The sequence below is a fragment of the Streptomyces sp. NBC_00358 genome (genome assembly GCF_036099295.1).
Lineage (GTDB): Bacteria > Actinomycetota > Actinomycetes > Streptomycetales > Streptomycetaceae > Streptomyces.
In genome coordinates this window covers 8,861,593-8,885,063 of record NZ_CP107976.1, presented here as the reverse complement: position 1 = coordinate 8,885,063, position 23,471 = coordinate 8,861,593, and the positions used below count along the sequence as shown (strand labels likewise).

At 73.6% G+C, this 23,471-nt stretch carries 16 protein-coding genes; 8 read left to right on the top strand and 8 right to left on the bottom strand.

What is annotated here, in order from left to right:
* Positions 1-124: 124 nt before the first annotated feature.
* Entirely contained in the window at positions 125-1,153 is a 1,029-nt protein-coding gene (denD, locus tag OHT01_RS38045) for a D-erythronate dehydrogenase (RefSeq protein ID WP_328557668.1), read from the bottom strand.
* Positions 1,154-1,443: 290 nt separating this feature from the next.
* Between denD and OHT01_RS38040 the strand changes: the two genes are divergently transcribed.
* On the top strand, positions 1,444-2,016 hold the full coding sequence (locus OHT01_RS38040) for a DUF6197 family protein (RefSeq protein WP_328557667.1): 573 nt from the start codon (positions 1,444-1,446) through the stop codon (positions 2,014-2,016).
* A 183-nt stretch (positions 2,017-2,199) separates the two neighbouring features.
* On the opposite strand, the gene OHT01_RS38035 is transcribed toward OHT01_RS38040, so the two are convergent.
* On the bottom strand, positions 2,200-2,793 hold the full coding sequence (locus OHT01_RS38035; protein WP_328557666.1) for a VOC family protein: 594 nt from the start codon (positions 2,791-2,793) through the stop codon (positions 2,200-2,202).
* Positions 2,794-2,849: 56 nt separating this feature from the next.
* The gene (locus OHT01_RS38030) at positions 2,850-3,656 is read right to left on the bottom strand and encodes an inositol monophosphatase family protein (RefSeq protein ID WP_328557665.1); all 807 of its coding nucleotides are present in this window, start codon (positions 3,654-3,656) and stop codon (positions 2,850-2,852) included.
* A gap of 280 nt (positions 3,657-3,936) precedes the next feature.
* On the opposite strand from OHT01_RS38030, the gene OHT01_RS38025 reads away from it, so the two are divergent.
* From OHT01_RS38025 to OHT01_RS38005, 5 genes are all read left to right on the top strand, one after another.
* Entirely contained in the window at positions 3,937-4,803 is an 867-nt protein-coding gene (locus OHT01_RS38025; RefSeq protein WP_328557664.1) for a DUF4132 domain-containing protein, read from the top strand.
* Positions 4,800-9,710, top strand: coding sequence for a DNA-binding protein (locus OHT01_RS38020; RefSeq protein ID WP_328557663.1), 4,911 nt, complete (start codon positions 4,800-4,802; stop codon positions 9,708-9,710). Before OHT01_RS38025 ends, OHT01_RS38020 begins: the two co-directional genes overlap by 4 nt.
* A gap of 130 nt (positions 9,711-9,840) precedes the next feature.
* On the top strand, positions 9,841-11,001 hold the full coding sequence (locus OHT01_RS38015) for an ATP-binding protein (protein ID WP_328557662.1): 1,161 nt from the start codon (positions 9,841-9,843) through the stop codon (positions 10,999-11,001).
* Positions 10,998-14,663, top strand: a complete 3,666-nt coding sequence (locus OHT01_RS38010; protein WP_328557661.1) for a vWA domain-containing protein — start codon at positions 10,998-11,000, stop codon at positions 14,661-14,663. The genes OHT01_RS38015 and OHT01_RS38010 overlap by 4 nt, the downstream gene beginning before the upstream one ends.
* Positions 14,660-16,702 (top strand): hypothetical protein, encoded by a 2,043-nt coding sequence (locus OHT01_RS38005; RefSeq protein ID WP_328557660.1) that lies wholly within the window; start codon positions 14,660-14,662, stop codon positions 16,700-16,702. Before OHT01_RS38010 ends, OHT01_RS38005 begins: the two co-directional genes overlap by 4 nt.
* Positions 16,703-17,119: 417 nt before the next feature.
* Here the strand turns inward: OHT01_RS38005 and OHT01_RS38000 are convergent, their stop codons facing one another.
* From OHT01_RS38000 to OHT01_RS37990, 3 genes are read right to left on the bottom strand one after another with little or no spacing between them, the layout of a single operon-like run.
* Positions 17,120-17,569, bottom strand: coding sequence for a response regulator (locus tag OHT01_RS38000; RefSeq protein WP_328557659.1), 450 nt, complete (start codon positions 17,567-17,569; stop codon positions 17,120-17,122).
* Positions 17,566-19,176: a sensor histidine kinase gene (locus OHT01_RS37995; protein ID WP_328558407.1), complete on the bottom strand. Its 1,611-nt coding sequence runs from the start codon at positions 19,174-19,176 to the stop codon at positions 17,566-17,568. Before OHT01_RS37995 ends, OHT01_RS38000 begins: the two co-directional genes overlap by 4 nt.
* A 53-nt stretch (positions 19,177-19,229) precedes the next feature.
* Positions 19,230-20,447, bottom strand: coding sequence for a PP2C family protein-serine/threonine phosphatase (locus OHT01_RS37990; RefSeq protein WP_443043567.1), 1,218 nt, complete (start codon positions 20,445-20,447; stop codon positions 19,230-19,232).
* Positions 20,448-20,741: 294 nt separating this feature from the next.
* On the opposite strand from OHT01_RS37990, the gene OHT01_RS37985 reads away from it, so the two are divergent.
* Positions 20,742-21,359, top strand: coding sequence for a TOPRIM nucleotidyl transferase/hydrolase domain-containing protein (locus OHT01_RS37985; protein WP_328557657.1), 618 nt, complete (start codon positions 20,742-20,744; stop codon positions 21,357-21,359).
* 9 nt (positions 21,360-21,368) lie between these two features.
* On the opposite strand, the gene OHT01_RS37980 is transcribed toward OHT01_RS37985, so the two are convergent.
* Positions 21,369-21,626, bottom strand: a complete 258-nt coding sequence (locus OHT01_RS37980; RefSeq protein WP_328557656.1) for a hypothetical protein — start codon at positions 21,624-21,626, stop codon at positions 21,369-21,371.
* Positions 21,627-22,009: 383 nt separating this feature from the next.
* Here OHT01_RS37980 and OHT01_RS37975 point away from each other — a divergent pair, with 383 nt between their 5' ends.
* Positions 22,010-22,615 (top strand): hypothetical protein, encoded by a 606-nt coding sequence (locus tag OHT01_RS37975; RefSeq protein ID WP_328557655.1) that lies wholly within the window; start codon positions 22,010-22,012, stop codon positions 22,613-22,615.
* Positions 22,616-22,831: 216 nt separating this feature from the next.
* Here OHT01_RS37975 and OHT01_RS37970 read toward each other — a convergent pair whose 3' ends face one another.
* Complete coding sequence (locus tag OHT01_RS37970; RefSeq protein ID WP_328557654.1) at positions 22,832-23,332, bottom strand: GNAT family N-acetyltransferase; 501 nt, start codon at positions 23,330-23,332, stop codon at positions 22,832-22,834.
* Positions 23,333-23,471 lie beyond the last annotated feature (139 nt).

The window sequence follows — 23,471 nt, the reverse complement described above, 5'->3', positions numbered from 1 at the left end:
CGGGACGTCCTGCGGCCTTCTACAACGTTGGAAATGGTGCCGCGGACATGACAGCACGGCCATGTCCGGGTGTCCAGAGTCCACGCGCACCACAGCATGCGCCCACGCAGTCACCAGGGCGGTGTCACCCTGCGCCGCGAGGCAGATCGACGGTCACCGCGGCAGGGTGATCGGTGAGGTAGTCCTGGACCACGGACAGAAAACTCCCATCAGGCTCCAGACCGAGCGCGGCGGCGCGGCGATTGTCGAAGACTGCCGGCCACGAGCCGACGACGGCCTCGATCGCGGGGTCGGGTGCGAGGGTCACCAGAGCGGCGGTGGCCGCGCCCGCCACCTGCCGCAGCGTGGCGAGCATCTCGGCGACGCGGACCGTGAGCGCCGGCAGGTTGACGGGCAGTCGGCCCTCCAGGCGTCCCGGTCCGGTACCGCGCTCGGCCTGGGCGACCCGCAGGATCCCCTCGATGGTGCGTCGCGGCGAGGCCACGGCCACCTGCAGTCGGGGGTCCACGGGGCAGGCTGCGGGGAGTCGGGCGAGCGGTTCGCGGATGATGCCGGAAAGGAATCCCGAGGCGGCCGCGTTCGGTGCGCCGGGCCGCACCACGACGGTCATCAGGCGGGCGACGCGTCCGTCGACGAAGCCGCGGCGGGTGTAGTCCGCGATCAGTTGCTCACAGACGAGCTTCTGCGTTCCGTAACTCGACTGGGGCAGAGGCACCGTCGTCTCGCTGATGACGGGCGGCGGGGGCAGCGCCGGGTCGGAGCCGTACACGGCCAGGCTGCTGGCGAACAGCACCCGCGGCACCGGTCCGCCGGCCCGTGAACGGGCCCGAGCCGCCTCCAGCAACGCACGCGTGGTGTCCACATTGGCGCTCATCCCGAGATCGAAGTCCGCCTCGCACGCGGCCGACACCGCGGCCGCGAGATGGAACACCGCATCGACCGGCCGGTCGAACAGGTCAGCGAGGCGGTCGGTCAGATCGCCGTGGACCACCTCCACGAGCGGGTCGCCCGCGAACTGGAGTGCGGGGTCCAGGACCCGGTCGGCGAGCACCAGTCGGGTGATCGGCGCACCGCCGAACGTCCGTGTCCGCAACAGGCGCCCGACGAGCAGGCGTCCGAGGAACCCTGACGCACCCGTGACGATGATCCTCATGTGACGTCCCCTCACCAGTCGCCGGCCACAGCGGCGCGAACGCGGTCACCGTAGGCCCGCTCTCTTGCGCGGGACCGTTCGGCGCGTCCACGCCCTCGCACACGGAAGCATCCTCGCGCGGTAGCGGGCGCGCCAGAGCCGAGTTCCGGGGCCCGACAGCTCATCCCGGTGCTGGTGCCGGTGTCACTGCCGGTGTCCGTGTCGGTGCCGGGCGAACCGTCCAGGCAATCCTTCCAGTACCGCCCGTTTGGCGGCGCTGGGCACACCCGTGCGCGAGGAATCCATCAACCATGCAGCCCTCCACGCGCACCGCCGTCGGACAAGCTCCCGTCGCGTCCCCCGGCGGCGTCCCACCCGTCGGTACGAGGCCGGTGGGGCGTCCCGCACCGGATCTGGAGGCCCGTATGGCCGCCGTCAAGGAGGACATGGACGCCCGGCTCGCGCTGGCGGCGGTCGCCTACGAGGTCAACACCGCGCACATCGGGACCACCCCCGTCGACTGGTCCGACATCGCAGCCCCCCTGACGCCCACCGCGCCGCCGCCGGCCCCCAGCCCGTACTCCACGCCCGTGGCCTCACTCCTGCACCGTGCCCACCTGCGGCTGCGGGAGGACGGGTGGTGCGCGGGAGCGCTCGTCGACGAGGACGGGAGCCTCTGTTCCCAAGGCGCCATCCGCATGGAATCCAGCGGCGATCGGCATCTGGAGTCCCAGGCCCTGGAGGTGCTGCTGGAGGCGATCCGCAGACGGTTCGGCCCCCACGTGGAGTCGGTGCCCTCCTTCAACGACGCCTGGGGCACCGGCCGCGAACCCACTCGCATGATGGAGCAGGCCTGCATCCTCGCGGACGCTCGCGGCATCTGACGCCGGCCGGGACGTAACGGGCGTCGGTGCTCAGCTTCGCCTTCAAGGGCGTCGGCCGCGCAGCCGACAGCCCACAGCCCACGGCCCACAGCCGCGCAACGAGCGCGACCGGGCTGGTCGTGGGTGGCGTACGCCGTCCGGTGTCACGCCCGCCGGCGGCGGATCAGGCCGTGGAAGCGGGGGTCAGCGAGTGACGTGGAACTCGTTGCCGCCCGCGTCGAGGAACTCGCCCGGTTCCCCGGCAAGACGGGTGACTTCCAGCCGCAGTCTGTTCCGTGCCGGCTTCGACGCAGCGGGCGGGCCCATCACGAGCGAGACCGTGCTGGTGGGCCCGTGGCGCAGCCGGACGCCCCAGTCGTGGGACTCGACCAGGTGCCAGTCGGCCTCGGACTGCCAGAGGGCCAGTTGTTCACGGCGGTCCTCCTCGGCTACGTCGAGACAGATCGCGACCAGGCCGGAGTCGGCGAGCACGCCGGGGTGTCCGGGGCGCAGCACGCAGAATTCGTTGCCCTCCGGATCGGCCAGCACGTCCCAAGGAACGTCACCCTGGCCGATGTCGGCAGGCGTCGCGCCGAGTGCGAGCAGGCGCGCCACCTCGGTCTCCCAGTCCTGTCCCCCCGCCAGGTCGAGATGGAGCCGGTTCTTGAGGGCGGCCTTCGGCTTCGCGGTAGGCACGAACCGCAACCGCAGGCCGCCCGTCAGGCCCCGGGTCGCCTCGGACCAGAAGCGCTCCATGCGCGTGACATCCAGCGCGTCGATCACGATCCCCGTCAGCATCCCGGTCACCCCAAGTCGTCGAAGCCGTCGCCCGCTGCTTGTCACCGCCGTCGGTGTCAGTGGTGCCCGTTTCCGCTTCTGATCATCGACATCAGCAGCGCGTGGGTCTCGGCGTCGGCGGCGGCCACGAGTCCGCGAGCCGTCTGCCCGACCGGGGCGCCGTCGATCCCTGTGACCACGCAGCCGGCGGCCTCGCACAAGGCGATCCCGGCGGCGAAGTGCACACTCCCGGACAGGTCGCCGCCGTCCGTCACGTACGCGGCACGCCTGCCGGAGGCGACCCAGGCCAGGGCCAGCGTCGTGGACACGACCCGGGGCCGGAACCGTTCCACGAAGTCGGGCCGGGCCAGCAGGCCGACAGCGCGGAAGCCGGGCGCGCCGGGGAACGGGGGGTCCAGATTGACGTCCACGAGCCGGGTGGCGGACGTGGGTTCCAGCCGGGCGTCGGCGCCGTCGTGCCGGAGCCAGGCGTTCTCGCCCTCGGTGAAGAAGACCTCGCCGGTGAAGGGGTCGGCCACCGCCGCGGCACCACCGCGCAGCGCCACGTTGACCGCCACCAGCATGGTGCCTGCGGCGTAGTTCAGCGTGCCGCACAACGGATCGACCAACCACTGCCGCGCGGCACCGACGACGCCCTGCGGCCCGCTCTCCTCGCCGAGCACGGCGTCATCGGGCCGGGCGGCCCGCAGCACCCCGAGGATCGCGTTCTCGGCCTCCACGTCGGCGGCGGTGGCGAAGTCGCCGCCGCCCTTGTCGACGCGGGTGAGCCGTTGGCCGTACAGGCCGCGCACCACGTCCGCGCCCGCGCACGCGGCGGCTATGGCGACCTCGGCATCGTCAGGACTCGCAAAGGAGTTGATCACGTCACGCAGGATATCGGCGGACTCGGCCCGTCGGCCTCGGCTGCGTCAAGGGACGGCAGCCCGGTCGAACCGGGCCGCTGACCGGCACCCGCGCGGCGGGCGTGCTCCCCCGCTGATGGCCGAGGCTCCGGTGCCCGGTTCGGGGCCTGTGGGGGCGCCGGGACCGATTGTCAGTGGCCGCCGCTAGCGTTCAACGCATAGTCGCACTCGGCCCGGGACGTACTGACCTGGCTGAACTGTGCTCTCAATGCTGTGTTCTCGACGCGGAAGGCTGTGGCTCGTGGGGTGGCTGTCGGCGGGTGACGGGTATGAAGTCGCCCTTGTGGAGGGGCGGGTGGCGGCGCGTGCCACCTCGGGCCGGGCGGCGGGACGGCAGTTGAAGTCGCTCCCCCGTGGGCTCAGGGACCACCCGGAGGTGGACCGGCTGCGACGGTTCGCCGAGTGGCTGGACCGGCACGCCGCGGCCTGTGTCGCGCAGGTCGACGCGTGGATGGTGTCGTCGCTGCCCGTGCCCACCGGACTGCTGGCCCGGGTCTGGCCCGACGAGGCCTGGCAGTCCGCGCTGCGCGATCTGGCCGTGGTCGGCGACGACCCTGACGAGGTGGGTTTCCTGCGCGGCGCCACCGACGCCGGTGAGCTGCGGCTGGTGAACCTGGACGGCGAGACCGTCCGGATGGCCCCGCGTACGGTCACGCTGCCGCACCCCGTCCTGCTGCCGGACCTCGACGACCTGCGGGAGTTCGCGGCTGAACTGGGCATGGTCCAGCGCGTCGAGCAGATCCACCGGGCGCTGTGGCGCCGGCCGGAGGCCCTCGACGCCAAGTCGACCGAGATACGGGAGTTCAGCGGGGGCTCCTTCCGCTCCCGCTTCGCGCTCGCCGCACGCGCGAGTTCGCTCGGCTACCGCGTGTCCGGTGGTTACGCCACCGCCCGGGTGCGGGACGGCGGACGGACCGTCGAGGCCTGCGTGTGGATCGGCGAGCCGTACTGGGAGGGCGGGGTCGAGACGGGCGCTCTCACCTGGCAGGACCAGGACGGCCGTGCCCTGCCGCTGCGCGAGGTGGGTCCGGTCGCCTGGTCGGAGGGGATGCGGATGGCCGCGGCACTGTATGCCGGCCGCGTCATCGAGGAGGGCAAGAACGCATGAGCGGGGGGACGCAGGTGTCGTACGGGGAACTGCTGACGGCGGGCGCGGTGCTGCCGCCCGACACGGAGGACGCCGGGGAGCGCGGGGTGCCGCTGACGGCACGGACGTACCGTCACCCGGGCCTGGAAGACCGGGTGGTGGTGCGGCTGGTCGCAGGCGAGCTGGGGGCTGCGGAGGACCTGGCCGCCGGATTCCTCGGCCTGGAGCAGGACACCGAGCCCGCCGTGGTCGGGATCGGACTGCGTCAGTCGCTGGGCTTTCCGGAGTGGGTGCTGGTGCACCACCCGAAGGACGGACATCACGCGCTGGGCGTCGTGCCGGACCTGGAGCGGGCGGCCCGGCAGGCCAAGTCCCGTCCGAAGGCGGCCATGGACGCCTTCGTGGAACTCGGCGAGCGGCTGGCGGCCTCGGTGCCGCACTTCCTGCCGACGTTCTACGAGCAGGCCGGGCGCGTGTTCCTGGCGGAGGAGAACGCCACGTACGCGGCCCAGTTGTTCACCCGCGCCCGCAGGGCCGAGGCGGAGCACGGGCTGGCGGTCCAGGAGGAGCGGCTGGACGCCGTGTTCCTGGAGTTCGCGCTGGCGGGGGCGCTGCCGGTGAAGGTGCTGTCGGCCTACGCCAGGGAACTCGCGGCGCGCGTGCCTGCCGAGGAGGCACTGCGGCGGTTCACCCGGTTGTGCCTGCGCCGCACGGCGGGTGGGCTGCCGCCGTCGGCGCAGATGGCGAACGACCTGCGGAAGCTGGCCCGGGCCGCCGGCCGGGACGCGAACCTCGTCGAGCAGGAGTACCTGGCCGAGCTGCTCGGCCTGCCGGCGACTCTGCGCGCGGCGGCGGGCTGGTGGAAGGGCCACCGTATGGCGCTGGTGGCGCTGGCCGAGCGCGAGCCGCGCGTGCGGGGCAGCCTGCTCGATCTGATCCCCGCGGGCCACGACTCCGAGATGCCGGCGATGTGGCTGGGGCTGCTGGAGGCCTCGGGTGCGACGGCCGGACTGTGGGATGCCTCGCTGCCCGAGGAGCAGCGGCCGCATGACGGTGCGGCGGGCTGGCTGGCGCGCTTCCTGGCCTACCGGGAGCGGGCCCGCTCGGTGCACGCCGGCACTCGCATGGCCGAGCTGTACCCGTTGGTGGAACGGACGGCGGACCGGCTGCGTGCCGAACTCGGCCATTCCGGTGGTGAGTTGAATGTCATTTACGACGTCGACCTGATCGACCTGCTGCTGTCCCTGGATGTTCCGGTGGCCACCCCGCAGCAGAACAAGGCTCTGCCGCTGACCCAGTGGTCCCCCGGCGAGGGGCACCGTGACCTGCTGTCGCTGGCCGCCGACACCCGCTTCCACGCGGCCTTCCAGCGGGGCGCGGACCGGTTCGGCAACGACGACCACTCGCTGCGGGCGATCCGGCTCCTGGCGGCTTCGCCGGGCGGCAGCCCGCTGTTGGCGGACTGGGTGCGTACCGTCGTACGGCGGTTCACCGCGGTCGGTCTGCCCCAACTGCCCGAAGCGCTCTCCCGGCTGAAGTGGCTGCCCGCCGAGGCGCTCGCGCTGGCCGAGGACGCGGTGCGTGAGGCCGCTGGAACCGACCTCGCGCCGGTACTGGCGCGCACGCTGCGGGCCGGGCTGTTCGACGAACTCGGCTGGCCCGCCTGGGAGGACGCGGTGGCCACCTTGGTTCCCAAGGCCGACATCGAGGATGTGATCGTCGCCGACGCCTGGCCCGACCTCATCGTCGCCGGCGCCGCCCAGGTCCGGGTGATCAACGCCGAGGGCACGCTCCTCACCCACGACCTGCGGATCCCGGCGAACAGCAGTTGGGGCGACCCCGGCTTCCACCATGTGGACGGAGAGCTCCTCGTCTACTGGAACGACCGTACCGAGGGCCTGCGCGGCTACTGGCACACCCGCGCCGACAGCACCCGGTCCATGGAAGGCGCCCGGAGGACCCGGGGCACCAAGATGGACTGGTACCGGGGCGACATGCCGGTCACGCTGTCCCTGCCGGGCGGCGGCCGGACCACCGGCGGCGGTGTCCTGCATGCCGGGGACACCACCGTGCCCCCGGAGCGGCACCTGCTGTGCGACGGAGTCTCGTACTGGGTGTGGCATGCGGAGGGCGAGGACCATCAGGCGCACGGCTGGTACGAGTTCGACCCGGTGACGGGTGAGCGGGGGCGTATGAGCAGGCCCGCCTTCCTCGCGGACGCGCTGCGTGACGCCCCTGCGGGCAGCCGTTTCGAGGAGGGCCGACTGCATCCCTCGCCGAGCACCGGGGCCGCGCCGGCCTGCGCGCCCGTGGACGGGCGGGTCGGTCTGCGCGTGGTGCGGCTGCCCGACGGCTCCCAGCGCGCCCAGGATGTGTCCGGACACACCGTCACCGTGCCCGCGGACGCGGGCCGTCCCGCCACGCTCGTCGTCTTCCCCGGAGCCGACGAGGCGCGGGCCGTCGTCCGCACAAGCTGGCAGCTCGCCATCGTGGACACGGACGGCGTCGTCACCTCGGTGGCCAAGACCGACCGTGCGCCCGGTGCCTTCGGCGAGGGCTCGCTGCTGCTGCCGCCGGTGCAGTACTGGGAGTGCCTGACGGCCCGCGATCCGAGGGGCTCCGAGTCGCTGCGGCACATCGACCGCGACACGACGGCCGCCCTGCTGGTCGCCGCGGCCCACGAGGACAAGGAGGTGCTGCCCGGCGCCATCCGTTCCCTGCTCCCGGTCACGCACGCCGCGCTGGTCGCGGGGATCGCCGGAGTCGTACGCCACGCGGCCGGTCAGCAGACCGTCCTGGACGCGGCGGCCGCCAGGCTCACCCAGGCCCTCGACGGGGATCTGCGGGACGAGGGCCCGGCCGGGCCACCGGACACCGTGCTCCTCGACGCGGTGAACGGCCTCGGCGGTACCACCCGCTCCTGGTGGAACCGCGACACGGAGACCGACACCGTGTTCCGTAACCTGCGCGAGATGAAGCGGGCGGCCCGACCCGCCGACCCCACCGTGCCGGCGGGACCGGCCGCGCGCCTCCATCTCGACGGACGCCGGCTTCCCGTCGGACAGCCCGGCCTGGAGACCCTGCTCGACCGCGTCACCGCCCTGGCCTTCCGGGCGGCCGCCGGCACCACCTCCGAGGACCACCGTGAGGCGCTGCACGCACTGCTCGCCGAGTTCGACGCCCTGGGCCTGGTGCCGGGCGCCGAGTCCGCGCACTGGCGCAAGGTGGACCTGCACGTGGAGGCCGGGCCGCTGCGCACCCCGTCGGGCGCGTGGCGCGAGGGCGCGTGGAACGGATTGCTGCCTCTGGGCGGTGGTTCCTTCGTGGCGCTTCTGGGGCGTACCTCGCAGGATGACGACGGCTGTGTGTTCACCGGGTACTTCCACGATCCGGCCGGGCGTTTCGAGACGCCGCGGCCCTACACGCTCCGGGCTTCGGCCCCGCTGGGTGAGGACGGGCACGCGGGCCGCCTCGGCGCGTTCCTCACCGAGCTGGCCGCGCGCGGACCGGCACCCTGGTTCCCGCGCGCCGCCGAGGAGTTCGCACGTCTGACGGGGGTCACCGAGACCATGGCCCGGCTGATCGTGGCCGGCCTGCCGCGCGTCGACGCCTATGAGCGGACGTTCCTGACCCCGCAGGCACGGGATGCCATCGGGGTGAAGGCCGCCCCGGCCGCGGTCGCCAAGGACGAGCTGGGCGACGTCGATCCGGCGATCCGTGCCGAGGTCGTCGCCGCGCTGCTGCCCTCCGAGCCCGCCCGTCTGTGGACCGAGGGACCGGACTGGGCCGCCGCGGCCGGGGTCTGGAACCGCAGGATGGGACGGCGTGCGGCCGTTCCCGAGGAGCTGCTCAGCGACGCCGTACGCGCGTTCAAGCACGGCCGGTGGAACGTACGCGAGGCGCTGCCCGCGCTGCTGGACCCGGCCGGTGAGCCCAGGCTCACCCGTGACCTGGAGTGGGCGGTCGACGGCGACCGGGTCAAGCCCCTCGACAGGGAGTCGGCCGGATTCGACGGACCGACGCTGGTCGGCGCCATCGGCCTCGCCGCCTGGCTCGCCCATCGGCTGCCCGCCGGAGATCCGGTCCGCGCCGCGCTGCCGGACGCGCTCGGCGCCGTGCGGGACCGGCTGGCCCACCCCGGGCTGATGCTCGACCTCGGGCAGTACATCGGCCTCCCCGCCTTCCGGAAGACCGCGGGCGCACCGACCGAGGTCGGCAAGGGCTTCGAGCGCTACGGTGCCGTGGTCCTCGCCACGCACGACGACCAGCCCTCCCCCGCCATCCGCGTCGCCCTGCTCGACGAGGCGGGCCAGGACCCGTACCTGCCCGCACTGCGTGTCGACGGGCAACGCCCCTACCAGGTCGAGGTGGCACTGCGGCTGGCCCGCTCCGCCCGCTTCGCGGCCCTGCTCGGCGACCCGGGCGATCCTCGTGCGGGCGAGCGGGGCACGGACGGCACCTGGTGGCCGCAGGACCCGGGCCGCTCGGTACCGGAGCTGGTGACCGAGGCCGCCAAGGAGTACGGCATCGGCGAGGACGCGGCGACGCTCTATCTGATGCTGCTCGCCATGCCCGATCCGACCGACCGGATGACGGCCCGTTGGACGGGGTGGAAGCCGGCCCGCCTCAAGGCGGCCCGTGCCGAACTGGCCGCCACGGAGCTGGTGGTGGAGGCCAACCGCACCAGGGCCGGGCGTTCGTTGTTCCTGCCCGGTGGCTGGGTGGAGCCGAGAGCTCCGCGCGTCCCGCTGGAGCAGTGGAAACGGCTGCTGTTCGACGGTCTGCTGAGCGGCGAGGAGGCGCTGCTGGCCGTGATCGTGCCGACCGAGCCGGCCGCGGACCTGTACCGCCGGGCCTGGCAGCAGGTCCAGGAGGGCGGCGGGCCCCGGTTCGAGGAGCTCAAGGTGCGGCGGGGACGCCGCCGCTGACGTACCTCCGGAGCGCGGCCACCGGCCGGCCTCCCAGCACCGTCCCACCTCCCGGGCGCCGGCCCCTACCGGTCGGCGCCCCGGCATCCCCTGCCACGACGGCACACCGACCTACCGAACTAGGACACGCATGCCCGCGACCGACACGGCGACGGCACTTCCCGCCCGGCAGACGCTGCCCGCCGAAGAGCGCCACGCCACCGAACTCGCCTTCCTCGCCGCCCACGACAACGGCCCCCGCCCGCCCGGCTGGCACCTGACGCCCCGCTCCGCGATCACCTTCGTCTGCGGCAGCGACGGCGTGCCGCTCAAACTCCCCGAGCGGCACGGCACACTGCCGGACCGGCTGGTGATCGCCCCCAAGTTCGTCGGCGAACGCGCCCTGGTGGAGCGGTGCGTGGTCACCCTCGCCGGAGAGCGCGGGCTGCTGCTGGTCGGTGAGCCGGGCACGGCCAAGTCGATGCTCTCGGAGCTGCTGTCCGCCGCGGTGTGCGGCACCAGCGCGCTGACCGTGCAGGGCACCGCGGGCACCACCGAGGACGCCATGCGCTACGGGTGGAACTACGCCCTGCTGCTCGCCCAGGGCCCCACGCCGAAGGCACTGGTCGACTCGCCCGTCCTCGCCGCCATGCGCGCCGGGCGGGTGGCCCGCGTCGAGGAGATCACCCGCTGTCTGCCCGAAGTGCAGGACGCCCTGGTGTCGATCCTGTCCGACCGGCGGATGAGCGTGCCCGAACTGGCCGGCACGGACGACGCCCAGGTCGCGGCCGCCCCCGGATTCACCGTCATCGCCACCGCCAACCTGCGCGACCGCGGTGTCTCGGAGATGTCCGCCGCGCTCAAACGCCGCTTCAACTTCGAGACCGTGCACCCGATCGCGGACGTCGACGCCGAGACCGCGCTCGTACGGCGGCAGGCCGTCGCGGCCGTCGAGCGGGCGGGCGCCGGCTTCGGCGTCGACGACGCGGTGCTGGATGTGCTGGTCACCGTCTTCCGTGATCTGCGGGCCGGGCGGTCCGCAGAGGGCTGGGACGTGGAACGGCCCGGCACCGTGATGTCGACGGCCGAGGCGGTGCAGGTCGCCGTCTCCCTCGGAGTGGCCGCCGCCTACCTTCCGGGTACCGACTCGCTCGACCTGGTCCCCGGTCACCTACTGGGCGTCGTCCGCAAGGACGACCCCGCCGATCACGCCCGTCTCCTCGGCTACTGGGACGGTCCGGTGCGCCGCCGCGCCGAGGACGGGTCGGCGCTGTGGCGCCGGCTCTGGGACCTGCGGGAGAACCTCCGGTGACGCACACCCAGGATCCACGGGCGGCCGTCACCGCCCTCGCCGACTCGTCCGCGCCGTACCTGCTGGGCGTACGGCACCACAGCCCCGCGCTCGCCGCCGCGGTGCCCGCCCTGCTCGACGCGTACGGAGCGGAGGTCGTCTGCGTCGAGCTGCCCGCCGACTTCCAGCCCTGGCTGACCCATCTGGCCGCGCCGGGGACCGTCGCGCCGGTGGCCCTCGCCGGGGCCGGTGAGAACGGGCGGCTCGGCTTCTACCCGTTCGCCGACTTCTCCCCGGAACTGGCCGCCGTCCGCTGGGCACGGGACCGGGGAGCGGAGGTCGTGTGCTGCGATCTGCCGATGTCCGATCCGCGGTGGACCGCGGACGGGCCCCTGCCGACGGCGGACGCACGGACCACGGTCGCCGACGTCGCGCCCCCGGCCGCGTCGGTCACCTTCGGGAACGCGCTCGCCGCCTCCGGGACCGGACGCGACGACGACGATCTGTGGGACCGCTGCGTGGAGGTCCTCGCCCCCGGATCGGCCCCCGACGCGATCCGCCGCGCCGCCCTCGGTGTCGGCTGGGCACTGCGCAGCGACGCCGAGGCCGCGGGCGGGGCACCGGCGGTGGACCTCGCGCGTGAGGCCCGTATGCGCGAGACGATCGCCCGCGCCTCGGCCGGCGGGCGCCGGGTCGCGGCCGTGGTCGGCGCGTTCCACGCCCCGGCACTGACCGCGGCCGCCGTGACGGCGACGGCGCGGTCGCTCGACGCGGATCCGGGTCCAGGTGCCGCCGAAGCGGTGCCGCCGACCGCCGGTCACGGCGCCGCCCGGGAGCACCCGGGTCTCGTCACCTCCCTCGTCCCGTACGCATTCGATCTGCTGGACTCCCGTTCCGGCTATCCGGCGGGTATCCGGGACCCGCGCTGGCAACAGGCGGTGTTCCAGGCCGGAGGCGATCCCGAGCGGGTACGGGCGGCGGCCGCCCGAACGGTGACCGACGTGTGCCGGGAGCTCCGCTCGGCCGGGCACACGGCCGGAACGGGCGAGGCGGCCGAGACCCTGCGGATGGCGTGCGACCTCGCTCGGGTGCGGGGGCTCGCGGCGCCGGGCCGCGGCGAGGTCATCGAGGCGCTGACGACCGTCATGGGCCAGGGCGAACCGCTCGGCCGCGGCCGGGCCCTCGCGCGGGCGCTCGAAGTGGTCCTGGTCGGCACCGAACGGGGCCGGATCGCCCCGGGCACACCCCGCTCAGGGCTCGGCCCGTGCGTGGAGGCGGAGGTCGCGGCACTGCGGCTGCCCGGCCCGGACGACCCCACGGCGCGCGAGGTACGCCTCGACCCGCTCCGTTCCGCTCTCGACGGACGCCGCGAAATCCTGCTGCAGCGCCTCGCCGTGTGCGGTGCGGGCTACGGCGAGGCCGGGGCGGTGGCCGGTACGGGCGACGCGGCCGCCCTGACCACCCGCTGGCGAGTGGCGTGGACGCCGGCCGTCCCCGTACGCCTGGACCTGGCCGGGATACGGGGTGTCACCGCGGCCCTGGCCGCCGAGGGCACCCTGCGGGAGACCTTCCGCCGGGAGTCGGCGGACGGCGGGCCCACCTGCGGCCAGGTCCTCACGGCGCTCGGTGCGGCGGCGCGCTGCGGTCTGCCGGCGCTGGTGACCGAGCGCCTGGCCGACGCCGCCACCGTGCTCCCCGCCGCAGCCACGCTTCCCGAACTCCTCGCCGCACTGGACCTGTTGGAGACGCTGTGCCGCGGCCACCTGCCCGGCACCACGGCGGACAGCCGGCAGACGGCCGCCGAACTGGCCACCGAGGTGCTGGAGTCGGCGGTCCGGGCGCTGCCCGGGCTGGCGGGCAGCGATCGCCCCGAGGACACCGCCGCACTCATCGAACTGGCCTCGCGGGCCGGTGAACACCGCCTCGGGCTGCGGTTGGACGACGCCCTGGACACCCTCGCCCGCACCGGCTCCCCGCTCGTGCAGGGGGCCGCGCTGGCCGCCCGGGTGCTGCTCGACCTCGACGACGCCGACACCCTCGGTGCCCGTACGGCGGGCTGGATCGACACGGCCACCGACCCGGAGGCACGGCATGCGCTGGGTCGACGGCTCGGCGGGCTGCTCGGCGGCGCCGCCGCGTTGCTCCAGTCCGCGCCGACGGCGCTCGACCCGCTCCTCGACCGCGTCGACACGCTCACCGACCAGGGCTTCCTCGACCGACTGCCCGCGCTGCGCGGGGGTTTCGACACGCTCAGCCCGGCCGGCCGCGACCGGCTCCTGCACACCGTGACCGAGCGGCTCGGCGACCGCCTCGACCTGTCGCTCGACGCCTCGCCGCGTCTTCTCGCGCTGTGGACGGCCGCGGACGCCGCGGGGCTCGCGGCCCTCCGCGCGCTGCGGCTGCCGGGCGGGACCAGCGTTCCGACGCCCGGGGACTCCGGGATCAGCACGGGCCACGGCCGTCCCGAGCACTCCGGGTCCGTGCCCGCCGCCGCACCGCGATCCGGCGCGCGATCCGTCGAGGCACCGCGCGCCTCGGCCTCTTCGGCCGCTCTCCGGATCACCCCCACCGACCGATGGCGGCTGCTCCTCGGCCGGGAGACGGAGAAGCTCCCGCGCGGCGCCCGCCGCTACGCGCACGCGCTCGACGAGTTGTACGGCACCGGCCGTGGTGAGGGTTCTTTCGATCTCGGCAGGGAAGGCGGCGCCCACGGCCGGGGCGGTGGCCGGGAGGCGTCCTTCCCGACGGCCCGCGAATGGGCCGCGGAACTGGAATCGCTGTTCGGCGCGGAGGTCCGTGAGGAGGTCCTGGCCCGCGCCGCCGACCAGGGGCGCGTGGACGTACTGGCCGAACTCGACCCCGCCGCGGTCCGCCCTTCGGTCGATCTGCTGGCCTCCGTGCTGTCCCTCGCCGGCGGGATGCCCGAGCGGCAACTGGCCGCACTGCGCCCCCTCGTACGCCGTCTGGTCGACGAACTGGCGAAGGAACTCGCCACCCGGATGCGGCCGGCCCTCACCGGTCTCGCGACGCCGCGCCCCACCAGGCGGCCCGGCGGCCGACTCGACCTGCCGCGCACTCTGCGGGCCAACCTCGCCCACGCGCGCCGCACGGCCGACGGGCGAACCGTGGTCGTGCCGGAACGGCCGGTGTTCAGCACGCGCTCGCGCAAGGAGGCGGACTGGCGGCTCATCCTGGTGGTCGACGTGTCCGGGTCGATGGAGGCCTCCGTCATCTGGTCGGCCCTGACAGCGGCCGTCCTGGGCGGCGTCCCCACCCTGTCCACGCACTTCCTCGCGTTCTCGACGGACGTGATCGACCTGACGGACCGGGTCGCGGACCCGCTCTCGCTGCTGCTGGAAGTACGGGTGGGCGGCGGTACGCACATCGCGGCCGGGCTCGCCCACGCCCGTTCCCTGGTCACCGTGCCCAGCAGGACCCTCGTGGTGGTGGTGAGCGACTTCGAGGAGGGCTACCCGCTGGGCGGTCTCCTCGGCGAGGTACGGGCCCTGGCGGGTTCCGGGGTGCACCTGATGGGATGCGCCGCCCTGGACGACACCGGCACCCCGCGCTACTCGGTGCCCGTCGCCCGGCAACTCGTCGCGGCCGGCATGCCCGTCGCCGCCCTCAGTCCCCTCGCCCTCGCCCGCTGGGTGGGCGACCGTCTCCGCGGAGAGAGCCGATGAACGCCGAACTGCCCCCGGTGGCGCCCGAGGTGCTCGCCGCCGCGGTGGAGGGCCTGACCGCCCGGCTGCGCAGGAAGCTGGACGCCGCGATCGAGTCGTACGCGGCCGTCCCGGTCGTCGCCGACGGCACCGTCCGGCACGTGCGGTGCGGTGAGGATGCCGAGGTCGCTCTCACACCTGGCCCCTCCGGCTCCGTGACGGACGCGGGCCAAGTGGTGTGCAGTTGTCTGCTCGCGCCCCGCTGTCTGCACCGGGCCGCCGTCCTCGGCGCCTGCCCGCTCGCCGACGGGGACACGGACACCGAGGCGGACACCGACTCCGCAGCGGGTTCCTCGGGCGGGAGCGCGCCGCGGGAGTCCTCCGACGCCGTGACGTCCGGGGACCTGGGCACTGCTTCCGGCCCGGGCCCGGGCTCCGACACGGACACCGGCTCCAGCTCCAGCTCCAGCTCCAGCTCCAGCTCCAGCTCCAGCTCCAGCTCCAGCTCCAGCTCCAGCTCCAGCTCCAGGCACGATGCCCGACTCGCCGACGACCCCGTCGCGGAGCCCGAGAAGGCCGTTGCACTCACCGGTGCCCAACTGGCCGCCGCGGCCGAGTTGTGGGTGGCCGCGGCGGCCGTGCTCGCCGCCGGGGTCCCCGCCGCGGGCGCCGTCCCCCAGGCCGAGTTGCTGAGGGCCGCGCACACGGCCCGGCTCGCCGGGCTGCACCGCGCCGAGGCCGCCGCGCTGCGGGTCGTACGCGGGCTGCGTGGCGCGCGGGCCCGGCACGACGGCCACCGGCTGGCCGACCTCATCGCGCAGCTACGGGAACTCCTGCTCACCGCGGCCCTGTTGGCCGCCGCGGATCCGGAGCCGGCCCTGATCGGCACCGCCCGCCGCTCGTACCGGCCGGGCGGGAGCCTGCGCGTCCACGGGGTGTGCCGGGAACCGGTGATCGCGGCCACCGGCTACGGCGGTGTCGTCACCCATCTCGTCTCCGACGACGGACGCTGGTTCTCGGTCGCCGACGTCAAGCCCGGCGGCCCGGCCCGCGCCCAGGGCGCCGGCACGGCCACCGTCGCGCTCGGCTCGGGAAGCCTCGATCACGCCCAACTCGCCCGAGGCGGGCTGCTGATCTCCGGCGCGACGGTTTCCTCCGACGGTCGTCTCGGTTCCGGCAAGGGGGTACGGGCGACCCCGCTCCCCGGCGAATCGTGGACATCGGGCGCGCTCGCCGCGCTGTTCGCCCGCCCGCTGGCCGAGGCTGTCGCCGAACGGTTCGCCGTCCCACCGGGCGCCGATCCGGAGCGGGCCGAGCAGGTGGCGCGCGAGCTCGTGGGCTGCGATCTGATGGTCGTCGCAGCGGTCGGCGATCACCTGATCGCCCGCGAGCTGTCGCCCGGACAGCCGGACGGGGACGGCCTGTTGATCCGGCTGGCCCCGGCCGACGGCCATCCCGGGCTCGCCCACACCGCCAACCTCCGTCGGCTCGCGTCCCGTCCGGGGCTGCGGCTCCGCGTGATCGGGCGTCTGGATCCCGACCGCGCCGCCACGCTCCGCCCCCTCGCCGTCGCCCCGCTGCCGGACACCGAGGCGACGCTGCGCCTGCCCGCGCACTGGCGGGGCCGCGCCGACCTGGGTTACGACCGTCTGGAGGGCGCTCACCTCCCGGCGCCGGACGCCCTCCCCGCTGTGTCCACCCCGGACGGCCTGAGCGACGTGCCCCCGGACCCACTTTCGGAGGCTCCGCTGTGGCGGCTGAGGCGGTTGATCGAGGTCGCCGTGTCGGGGGGCCGCAGAGCCGTCGCCGAACCCGCCCGCGACGGCGACCGGAGCGGGGGTGGGGCGGCCCTGCGCCGCGGCGGATTCCCTACCGCCGCGGACTTGACGGCCGGCCTCACCGCGGAGGCGGACCGGCGCACCCGCGATGTCTTCGGCCGCACCGTCGAGGCGGACCCGGACCGGTACGCGCGGTCGTGGCTCGCGGCGGCCGTCTATCTGACGGGCGTCGAGCGGGCATTGGTGCAGGCCACCTGGCAGCCGGAGACCGCCAGTTCCTGATCGTCCGCTCCGGGGCCCTCCTGCCGGACGCGCCCGGGGTTCGGCCGCGTCGCCCATCGGGATGACCACGGAAGCCGGGAGCCCGCTGGGCCGACTGCCACCGCCCGCTGCGGGCATGCGCCCTCTGAAGCGCCCGCCGCCCGGTGAACCCGCGGAACGGGGACCGGAGATGCCGAAGGCGGCAGGGCGCGCGGTCTCGAAGGGACATGCCCGGTCGGCATCGTGGCCCTCGGCGACATCGCCGTCGAGAACGAACCCGGCTCCGTCCTGTCCGCCATCAGCGCCGCGGCGCCCAACGAATGACGGACACACCGGACGAGCGGCTCCCCGTCCGGCGCCTCCGCGCGTTCCGGGCGGGACCGTCGGAAGGCAGGGGCCCCGACGACCGCGCCTCGGGCTGCGAGGTGTTCCAGGGGGTCAGCTGTTCTGCCGGGGCAGGCGCACCACCTGGACGAAGAAGTCGTCGATCTGGCGGACGGCCGCGATGAACTGGTCCAGATCGACCGGCTTGGTGACATAGGCGTTGGCGTGCAGTTTGTAGCTGCGCAGGATGTCCTCCTCCGCCGCGGAGGTGGTCAGCACGACGACCGGGATGTGCGACAGGGCGGGGTCCGACTTGATCTTCTCCAGGACCTGCCGGCCGTCGTACTTGGGCAGGTTGAGGTCGAGGAGGATCAGATCGGGCTGCGGCGCGTCGGTGTGGGCACCGCGCCGGTAGAGGAAGTCGAGCGCCTCCTCACCGTCCCGGACCACGTGCAGGGTGTTGCCGATCTTGTTGTCCTCGAACGCCTCCCGGGTCATCAGCTCGTCGCCCGGGTCGTCCTCGACGAGGAGGACATTGATCGGAGTGCCGGCAGGAGCTGTCATGTCAGAGCCTTGTCTTCGGAGGCGGCGTGACGGGTGTCCGCCTCGTCGATGGACGGGAGAGTGAAGCAGAAGCGTGTGCCGTCGGTGTAGGACGTGTCGATCCAGATGTGGCCACCGTGGTACTCGACGATCTTCTTGCAGAGAGCGAGGCCGATGCCGGTACCACCGTAGGCATCGCGGCTGTGCAGCCTCTGGAAGATGACGAAGACCTTGTCCTCGAACTCGGCCGGGATACCGATGCCGTTGTCCGTGACGCACAGGCGCCACGCGTCGGGGTTCTTCGGGTCCCGCTCGCACGTGATCCGGATGTGCGGTGGGCGGTCGGGGTGGCGGAACTTGACGGCGTTGCCGACCAGGTTCTGCCAGAGCATCGTCATGAGCGTGGGGTCCCCGACGATCCGGGGCAGCTCGTCGGGCCGGTCGACGCGGGCGCCGCTGTCGGTGACAGCGCTGTCCAGGTTGGCCAGCGCCTTGTCGAGCGCCTGGGCCATGTCGACCGGAAGGCGGGAGTCGTTGACGCGGCCCACCCGGGAGAAGGTGAGCAGGTCGTTGATGAGGATCTGCATGCGCTTGGCGCCGTCGACGGCGAAGTCGATGTACTGCCGCGCGCGGTCGTCCAACTGGTCGCCGTAGCGCTTCTCCAGGAGCTGGCAGAACGAGGCCACCTTGCGCAGCGGTTCCTGCAGATCGTGGGAGGCCACGTAGGCGAACTGTTCGAGTTCGGCGTTGGAGCGGCGCAACTCCACGGCCTGCGCGTCCAGGTCGGCGGCCTGTCGGGTCAGGACCGCCTGCTGTTCCCGGGAGGAGGCCAGCTCCGCGACTATCCGCTGCCGCATGTTCTCCACGTCCGTGGCCACCGCGGTGACGTCGGCGGGTCCGCCGCCGAGGATGACATGGTCGAAGTCGCCCTGGGCGACCCGGCGGGTGGCGATCCGCAGTTCCTCCAGCGGACGTGCCACCAGCACCCGGATCAGGATCGTCAGGACCACGCCGGTCAGCAGGAACACCACGACCATGGCGACGAGCACCGCGTCGCGGACCTTGCGCGACGAGGCCAGCTGGTCCTGACCGTCCTTGACGGCGGCCGCCAGTCCGGCGGTCTGTGCGGCCGCGGCACCGCGGATCCGGTCGAAGGCCTTCTTGCCGCGTTCGGCGGTCGCCTGGTCGATGGTGCGCGGCTTGCCCGGTGTCACACCGGCCACGAGGGGTTCGGCGTAGGTGCGCCGCCACTCGGCCGCCCGCTTCTCCACCGTCTCCAGGTTTGCGAGGAGTCCGGGACGGTCGCCGATGAGAGCGCGCATCCGGGCCGCGGCATGCGCCTCGTCCTGCTTGCCCTGCGCGTAGGGGTCCAGGAACTGCCGGTCGGCGGCGATGGCGTAGCCGCGGATTCCCGTCTCCTGGTTCACCAGGGCCGCCTGCAGCCGGTACGCCTCCGTCTGCGCGGGTTCGACGTCCATGAGCAGATGGTCGGTGACCGAGGCCGTCCGCTGGAGCAGCCCCGCGCCGATCACGGAGCCCACCACCACCAGCAGCGCCATGAGCGCCACCACCAGCCTGATCCAGCCCTGCACCGTCAGCCGGCGTCCGGCCCACCGCTCGCCGGTCATGTTCCCTGTCCCGTCCTCGAAATCGTTGTCGTCACGCACGCTCTTCACACCCATCAGCTCCAGCGCAGGTAGAGCACGGCGACATCGTCGGGCAGGCCGCCCTGCCCCTCGGCCAGCGTCTCGGCCCGATGGATCAGTCCGTCGACGAACGCGGCCGGTGCCAGATCGGCCAGTTCGCGGGCCACGGCGAGCAGGCCCTCCTCGCCGAGGCGCTCCGTGCCGCGCCCGACGCGCCCCTCGAAGAGGCCGTCGGTGAACAGCACCATCGCCGCACCCTCCGGGAACGCCAGTTCCTCCACGGGCCAGTCCGCCCCTCCGGGAATGATCCCCAACGCCGGGCCGCCTCTGACCTCCACCCACTCGACCCCGTCGCTCTCACGCAGCAGCACACCGTGGTGACCTGCCCGCACCATCCGAACACTGCGTTGACCGGGGCTGACGGTGAGGATGACCAGGGTGGCGAAGACGCCCACCGTGGCCCGCTCGACCATGAGGATCTCCTCGAGCCGGCCCACCTGGTCGGCACCGGTGACACCGCTGAGGACCAGGGTGCGCCAGGCTATGCGCAGTGCGACCCCGAGAGCGGCTTCGTCCGGACCGTGCCCGGAGACATCACCGATCATCGCGTGCACGGTGCCGTCGGCGCTCTGGACGATGTCGTAGAAGTCGCCGCCCAGCAGCGCGTGCGCGCGACCGGGGCGGTAGCGGGTCACGACCTCCACGCCGTCCCCGCGCAGCAGCGGGCGCGGCAGCAGCCCCCGTTCCAGGCGGGCGTTCTCCTGCGCCAGCATCTGACTCGCCTGGAGTGCCACCGCGTCCCGCTCGGCCTGCTTGCGCTGGATCGCGTAGCGCACCGCCCGTCCGAACAGCTCCGGTTCGACCCGGCCCTTGACCAGGTAGTCCTGCGCGCCCGCCGCCACGGCCGCCAGACCGGTCCCCTCCTCCGCGAGACCGGTGAGCACCACCACGGCGACGTGTTCGGCGTGCTCGCGCACCCGCGACACCGCCTCCAGGCCCTGCGCGTCCGGGAGATGCAGGTCGAGCAGCACGCAGTCCGGGGCCTCGGACGCGAGCACGTCGCACGCCTCCGCCATCGACCGCACCCAGCGCAGGCGCATACCGAGCGCGCTGTCGGCGACCATCTCCTCGACGAGGAGCGCGTCGCCCGGGTCGTCCTCGACCAGGAGCACCGACGGCTGTTCCGTCCCCCAGGCCGCCGCGCGGTCCAGCTCGGGCGAAGCCACGCCGGCAGCCCCGGGCTGCGACGTCATCATTGAATGAACCCCCCACACCCGCTACCATTCCGCCGCTCCCTGACGGATAACTCCGCGAGCATACTCAAGCTCGCTGAGCAGGCGAAGTGGACTTCCTTGCTCGGGCCGCCGTCGCCCGGCAGCCCTCATCAGTGATCGCAGCGACCGGGACCGCGCGGGCCGCGCGCCCAGACCGAACCGGTTCCCCGACAAGGGGCCGGCAGCACGGCGAACCGGGCCGGACGAGGCCGCGGTCGGTGCTGAGGAGGAAATTGGCTAGCCCGTCGGCCCGCGGAGGCTCAGACTCGTCCCGTGGCGGACATGGGGGCATTCCGGGTGGCGGTCACCGCGTGGGCGGCCGGTGGTTCCGCCGACCGGGCGCGTGAACTGGCCGCGCGGCTGTCCGTCCGGGTGGCGGTCCTGCTCGAAGGGCCGAGCGATGTGGCGGCGGTCAACGCGCTGGCCGACAGCCGCGGCCGGGATCTGGAGGCCGAAGGGGTGTGTGTCCTGGCGATGGGCGGTGCGATGAGTGTCGCGCGGTTCGCGTCTCTCCTCGGGCCACCGGGACTGGGGCTGCGCCTCACGGGACTGTGCGACGAGGCCGAGCGAGGCTACTACGCACGCGGCCTGGAGCGGGCCGGTGCCGCCGGGCGGGAGTTCTTCGTCTGCGCGGCGGACCTGGAGGACGAGCTCATCCGCGCGCTGGGCGTGACCCGGGTGGAGGAGCTCGTCCGGGCGGAGGGCGACCTGCGTGCCCTGCGGACCTTCCTGCGGCAGCCCGCGCAGCGGGGCCGTACGGCGCAGCAGCAGTTGCGGCGCTTCCTCGGGACGAAGTCGGGGCGCAAGATCCAGTACGGGCGTGTCCTGGTCGAGGCCCTGGCACCCGACCATGTGCCCGCCCCGCTCGACGACTTGTTCAGCTGTCTCTGACCGGCCCGGTCACTCGTGGGGCACCGGCCGTGCGAGGCGCCCGTCGCGGCGAACAACCTGGCCGGTCAGGCGAGTTGGCCGTTCCCTGAGAGGGCCGCGTCCCTCGTTGAGGACGACGGTCCACTCCTCGGGCTCGACACCGGGCCGGACCAGCCAGTAGAGGTGGTGTCCCCCGCCTTCGGCGTATCCCCAGGGCACCAGCCTGGGATCGCCCGCGTCGAGTTCCGCCGGCTTCTCCCCACCGGCCGCCCGGAGTTCGGCGAGCATCTCCTCGCGTTCCGAGGTCTGGGCGATCAGGTCGTACGCCGAATGCGGGCCGCCCGGACCGGAGGGCGCCCCGCCACGGCCGGGGGCACTCCCCCGCGACCCACGGCATGCACAACTTCGCGAAAGGCGGGTAGTCGCTCTGACGGAATGTCACCATGACCCGGAGAGCGTTCCGACCCCGCCCGTGACAATCGACCGGTATCCGGCACGACACCGCCCGACCACTTCGACTGATCTCACGGGCCGTGGACCTCCGCAGTCCGAGCCCCCTTTCTCGACTCCCACGTACGTACGCGACCGGCCGAGCCTCGGCACTACGAGCGCCGCACCTCACGTGGCCGGTCCGGTCCGGTCTACGGCATCGCCGGAACAGGAGCCCGCTCATGCGCCTTTACGCCCAGACCCCAGCGCGTCGGAGCCGTCAGATGCTCGCCGACCTGATCGCGGTGGTCCTGATCGCGGCCGCGGTGAAGTTCGCCCTGGCCGTCCACGATGCGATCATGCTGCTGGCCGAGCCGGGGCGGAAGGCCCAGAGCGCGGGCGACAGTCTCGCCGGCGGCCTCGGTGACGCCGGTGACGCGGCTTCGAAGGTGCCGTTCGTCGGGGGCTCCCTGAAGAAGCCGCTCCTGTCCGCCGCCGATGCCGCCACCGGTCTCTCCGACGCGGGCAAGTCGCTGGAGGGCATGGTGGGCCACCTGGCCGCACTGGCCGCTGTCGCCCTGATCGTCCTGTCCGTGTCCTTCGTGCTCCTGTTGTGGCTTCCGCCGCGCCTGCTCTGGATCCGGCGCAGCTCCACCACCCGGCGTCTCCTCGACGCTCCGGGCGGGAACGATCTGCTCGCCCTGCGTGCTCTGACCGGGCCGCAGCGCCGTCTCGCCACGATCACCGTCCCGCCGGGTGGCCTGGCCGATGCCTGGCGCCGCGGAGACCAGGAGGTCATCGCCGACCTCTCCAGGCTGACGCTCAGGCAGGCAGGCCTGCGCCCCTGACGGGAGACGCGGACAACTGGCCCTCCGCGTAAGGGAGTCGGCGGCTCGGGGGTTGCGGCAGCTCTCGCCGCCCGAATGCAGGACGATGCCGTCCAGGACGAGGCCGAGGCCGGCCTTCGCGGCGGTCGTCGCGTCCCTGCCCGCGTCTCGTCGGACCCCGCGGGGCTCCGGAGGGCGGCGTCCTTGAGGTCGACGAGTACGGACAGGGGACGGCCCTCAGGTCAGTTGTTTGTGCATGACGACGCACGGGCGGCCGTACTGGCGGTCGGTGCGGCGGTCGATCTCCCGCCAGCCCAGGGAACTCCAGAACGCCAAGGCGGCGGGGTTGTTCTCCAGGACGGCCAGCCGGATGCCGTCCCTTCCCTCACGACGGAACCGTGCCTCCGCCTGCTCGGCGAGCAGTCTGCCGTTCCCCTGCCCGTGGAGACTCCCGTGCACCAGCAGCAGTCCGATCCACGGGTATCCGTCGACCGGATGAGGGGCGAGCAGGCACAGCAGGCCGACGATCCGGTCCAGCGCGTCGCGGGCCAGCAGTACCTCGCATCCCGCCGTCTCCGCCTCCTCCCGCAGATCGGCCTCGACCCGGTCGGCCGGAATGCGCTCGGGACCGTACTCACCCGCGGCACGGCAGTACTCCGGGTTGCTCGCGTACAGGCCCACGACCCCGGCGATCTCTTCCGGGGAGAAACGGAGCGGGGCGAGGGACAGCGGTGACATCCGGGCAGGGTATCCAGCGGCACCGACCGCCGGGCACCATCCGGCCGTCGCCGGTCGCACGGCCCGAGCGGCCACCCGGGCACGGACTCGACGCGGGTGGACCGGGAGCGCGGGGGTGCGGGGAGTGCCGGCGCCCTCG

Bases quoted from the DNA above. Each gene is read 5' to 3' on its own strand.
- OHT01_RS37975 (WP_328557655.1), top strand. From the start codon at position 22,010: ATGCGCCTTTACGCCCAGACCCCAGCGCGTCGGAGCCGTCAGATGCTC.
- denD (WP_328557668.1), bottom strand. From the start codon at position 1,153: ATGAGGATCATCGTCACGGGTGCGTCAGGGTTCCTCGGACGCCTGCTC.
- OHT01_RS38005 (WP_328557660.1), top strand. From the start codon at position 14,660: ATGAACGCCGAACTGCCCCCGGTGGCGCCCGAGGTGCTCGCCGCCGCG.
- OHT01_RS37990 (WP_443043567.1), bottom strand. From the start codon at position 20,447: ATGACGTCGCAGCCCGGGGCTGCCGGCGTGGCTTCGCCCGAGCTGGAC.
- OHT01_RS37980 (WP_328557656.1), bottom strand. From the start codon at position 21,626: ATGCTCGCCGAACTCCGGGCGGCCGGTGGGGAGAAGCCGGCGGAACTC.
- OHT01_RS38015 (WP_328557662.1), top strand. From the start codon at position 9,841: ATGCCCGCGACCGACACGGCGACGGCACTTCCCGCCCGGCAGACGCTG.
- OHT01_RS37995 (WP_328558407.1), bottom strand. From the start codon at position 19,176: ATGACCGGCGAGCGGTGGGCCGGACGCCGGCTGACGGTGCAGGGCTGG.
- OHT01_RS38040 (WP_328557667.1), top strand. From the start codon at position 1,444: ATGCAGCCCTCCACGCGCACCGCCGTCGGACAAGCTCCCGTCGCGTCC.
- OHT01_RS37970 (WP_328557654.1), bottom strand. From the start codon at position 23,332: ATGTCACCGCTGTCCCTCGCCCCGCTCCGTTTCTCCCCGGAAGAGATC.
- OHT01_RS38035 (WP_328557666.1), bottom strand. From the start codon at position 2,793: ATGCTGACGGGGATCGTGATCGACGCGCTGGATGTCACGCGCATGGAG.
- OHT01_RS38000 (WP_328557659.1), bottom strand. From the start codon at position 17,569: ATGACAGCTCCTGCCGGCACTCCGATCAATGTCCTCCTCGTCGAGGAC.
- OHT01_RS38020 (WP_328557663.1), top strand. From the start codon at position 4,800: ATGAGCGGGGGGACGCAGGTGTCGTACGGGGAACTGCTGACGGCGGGC.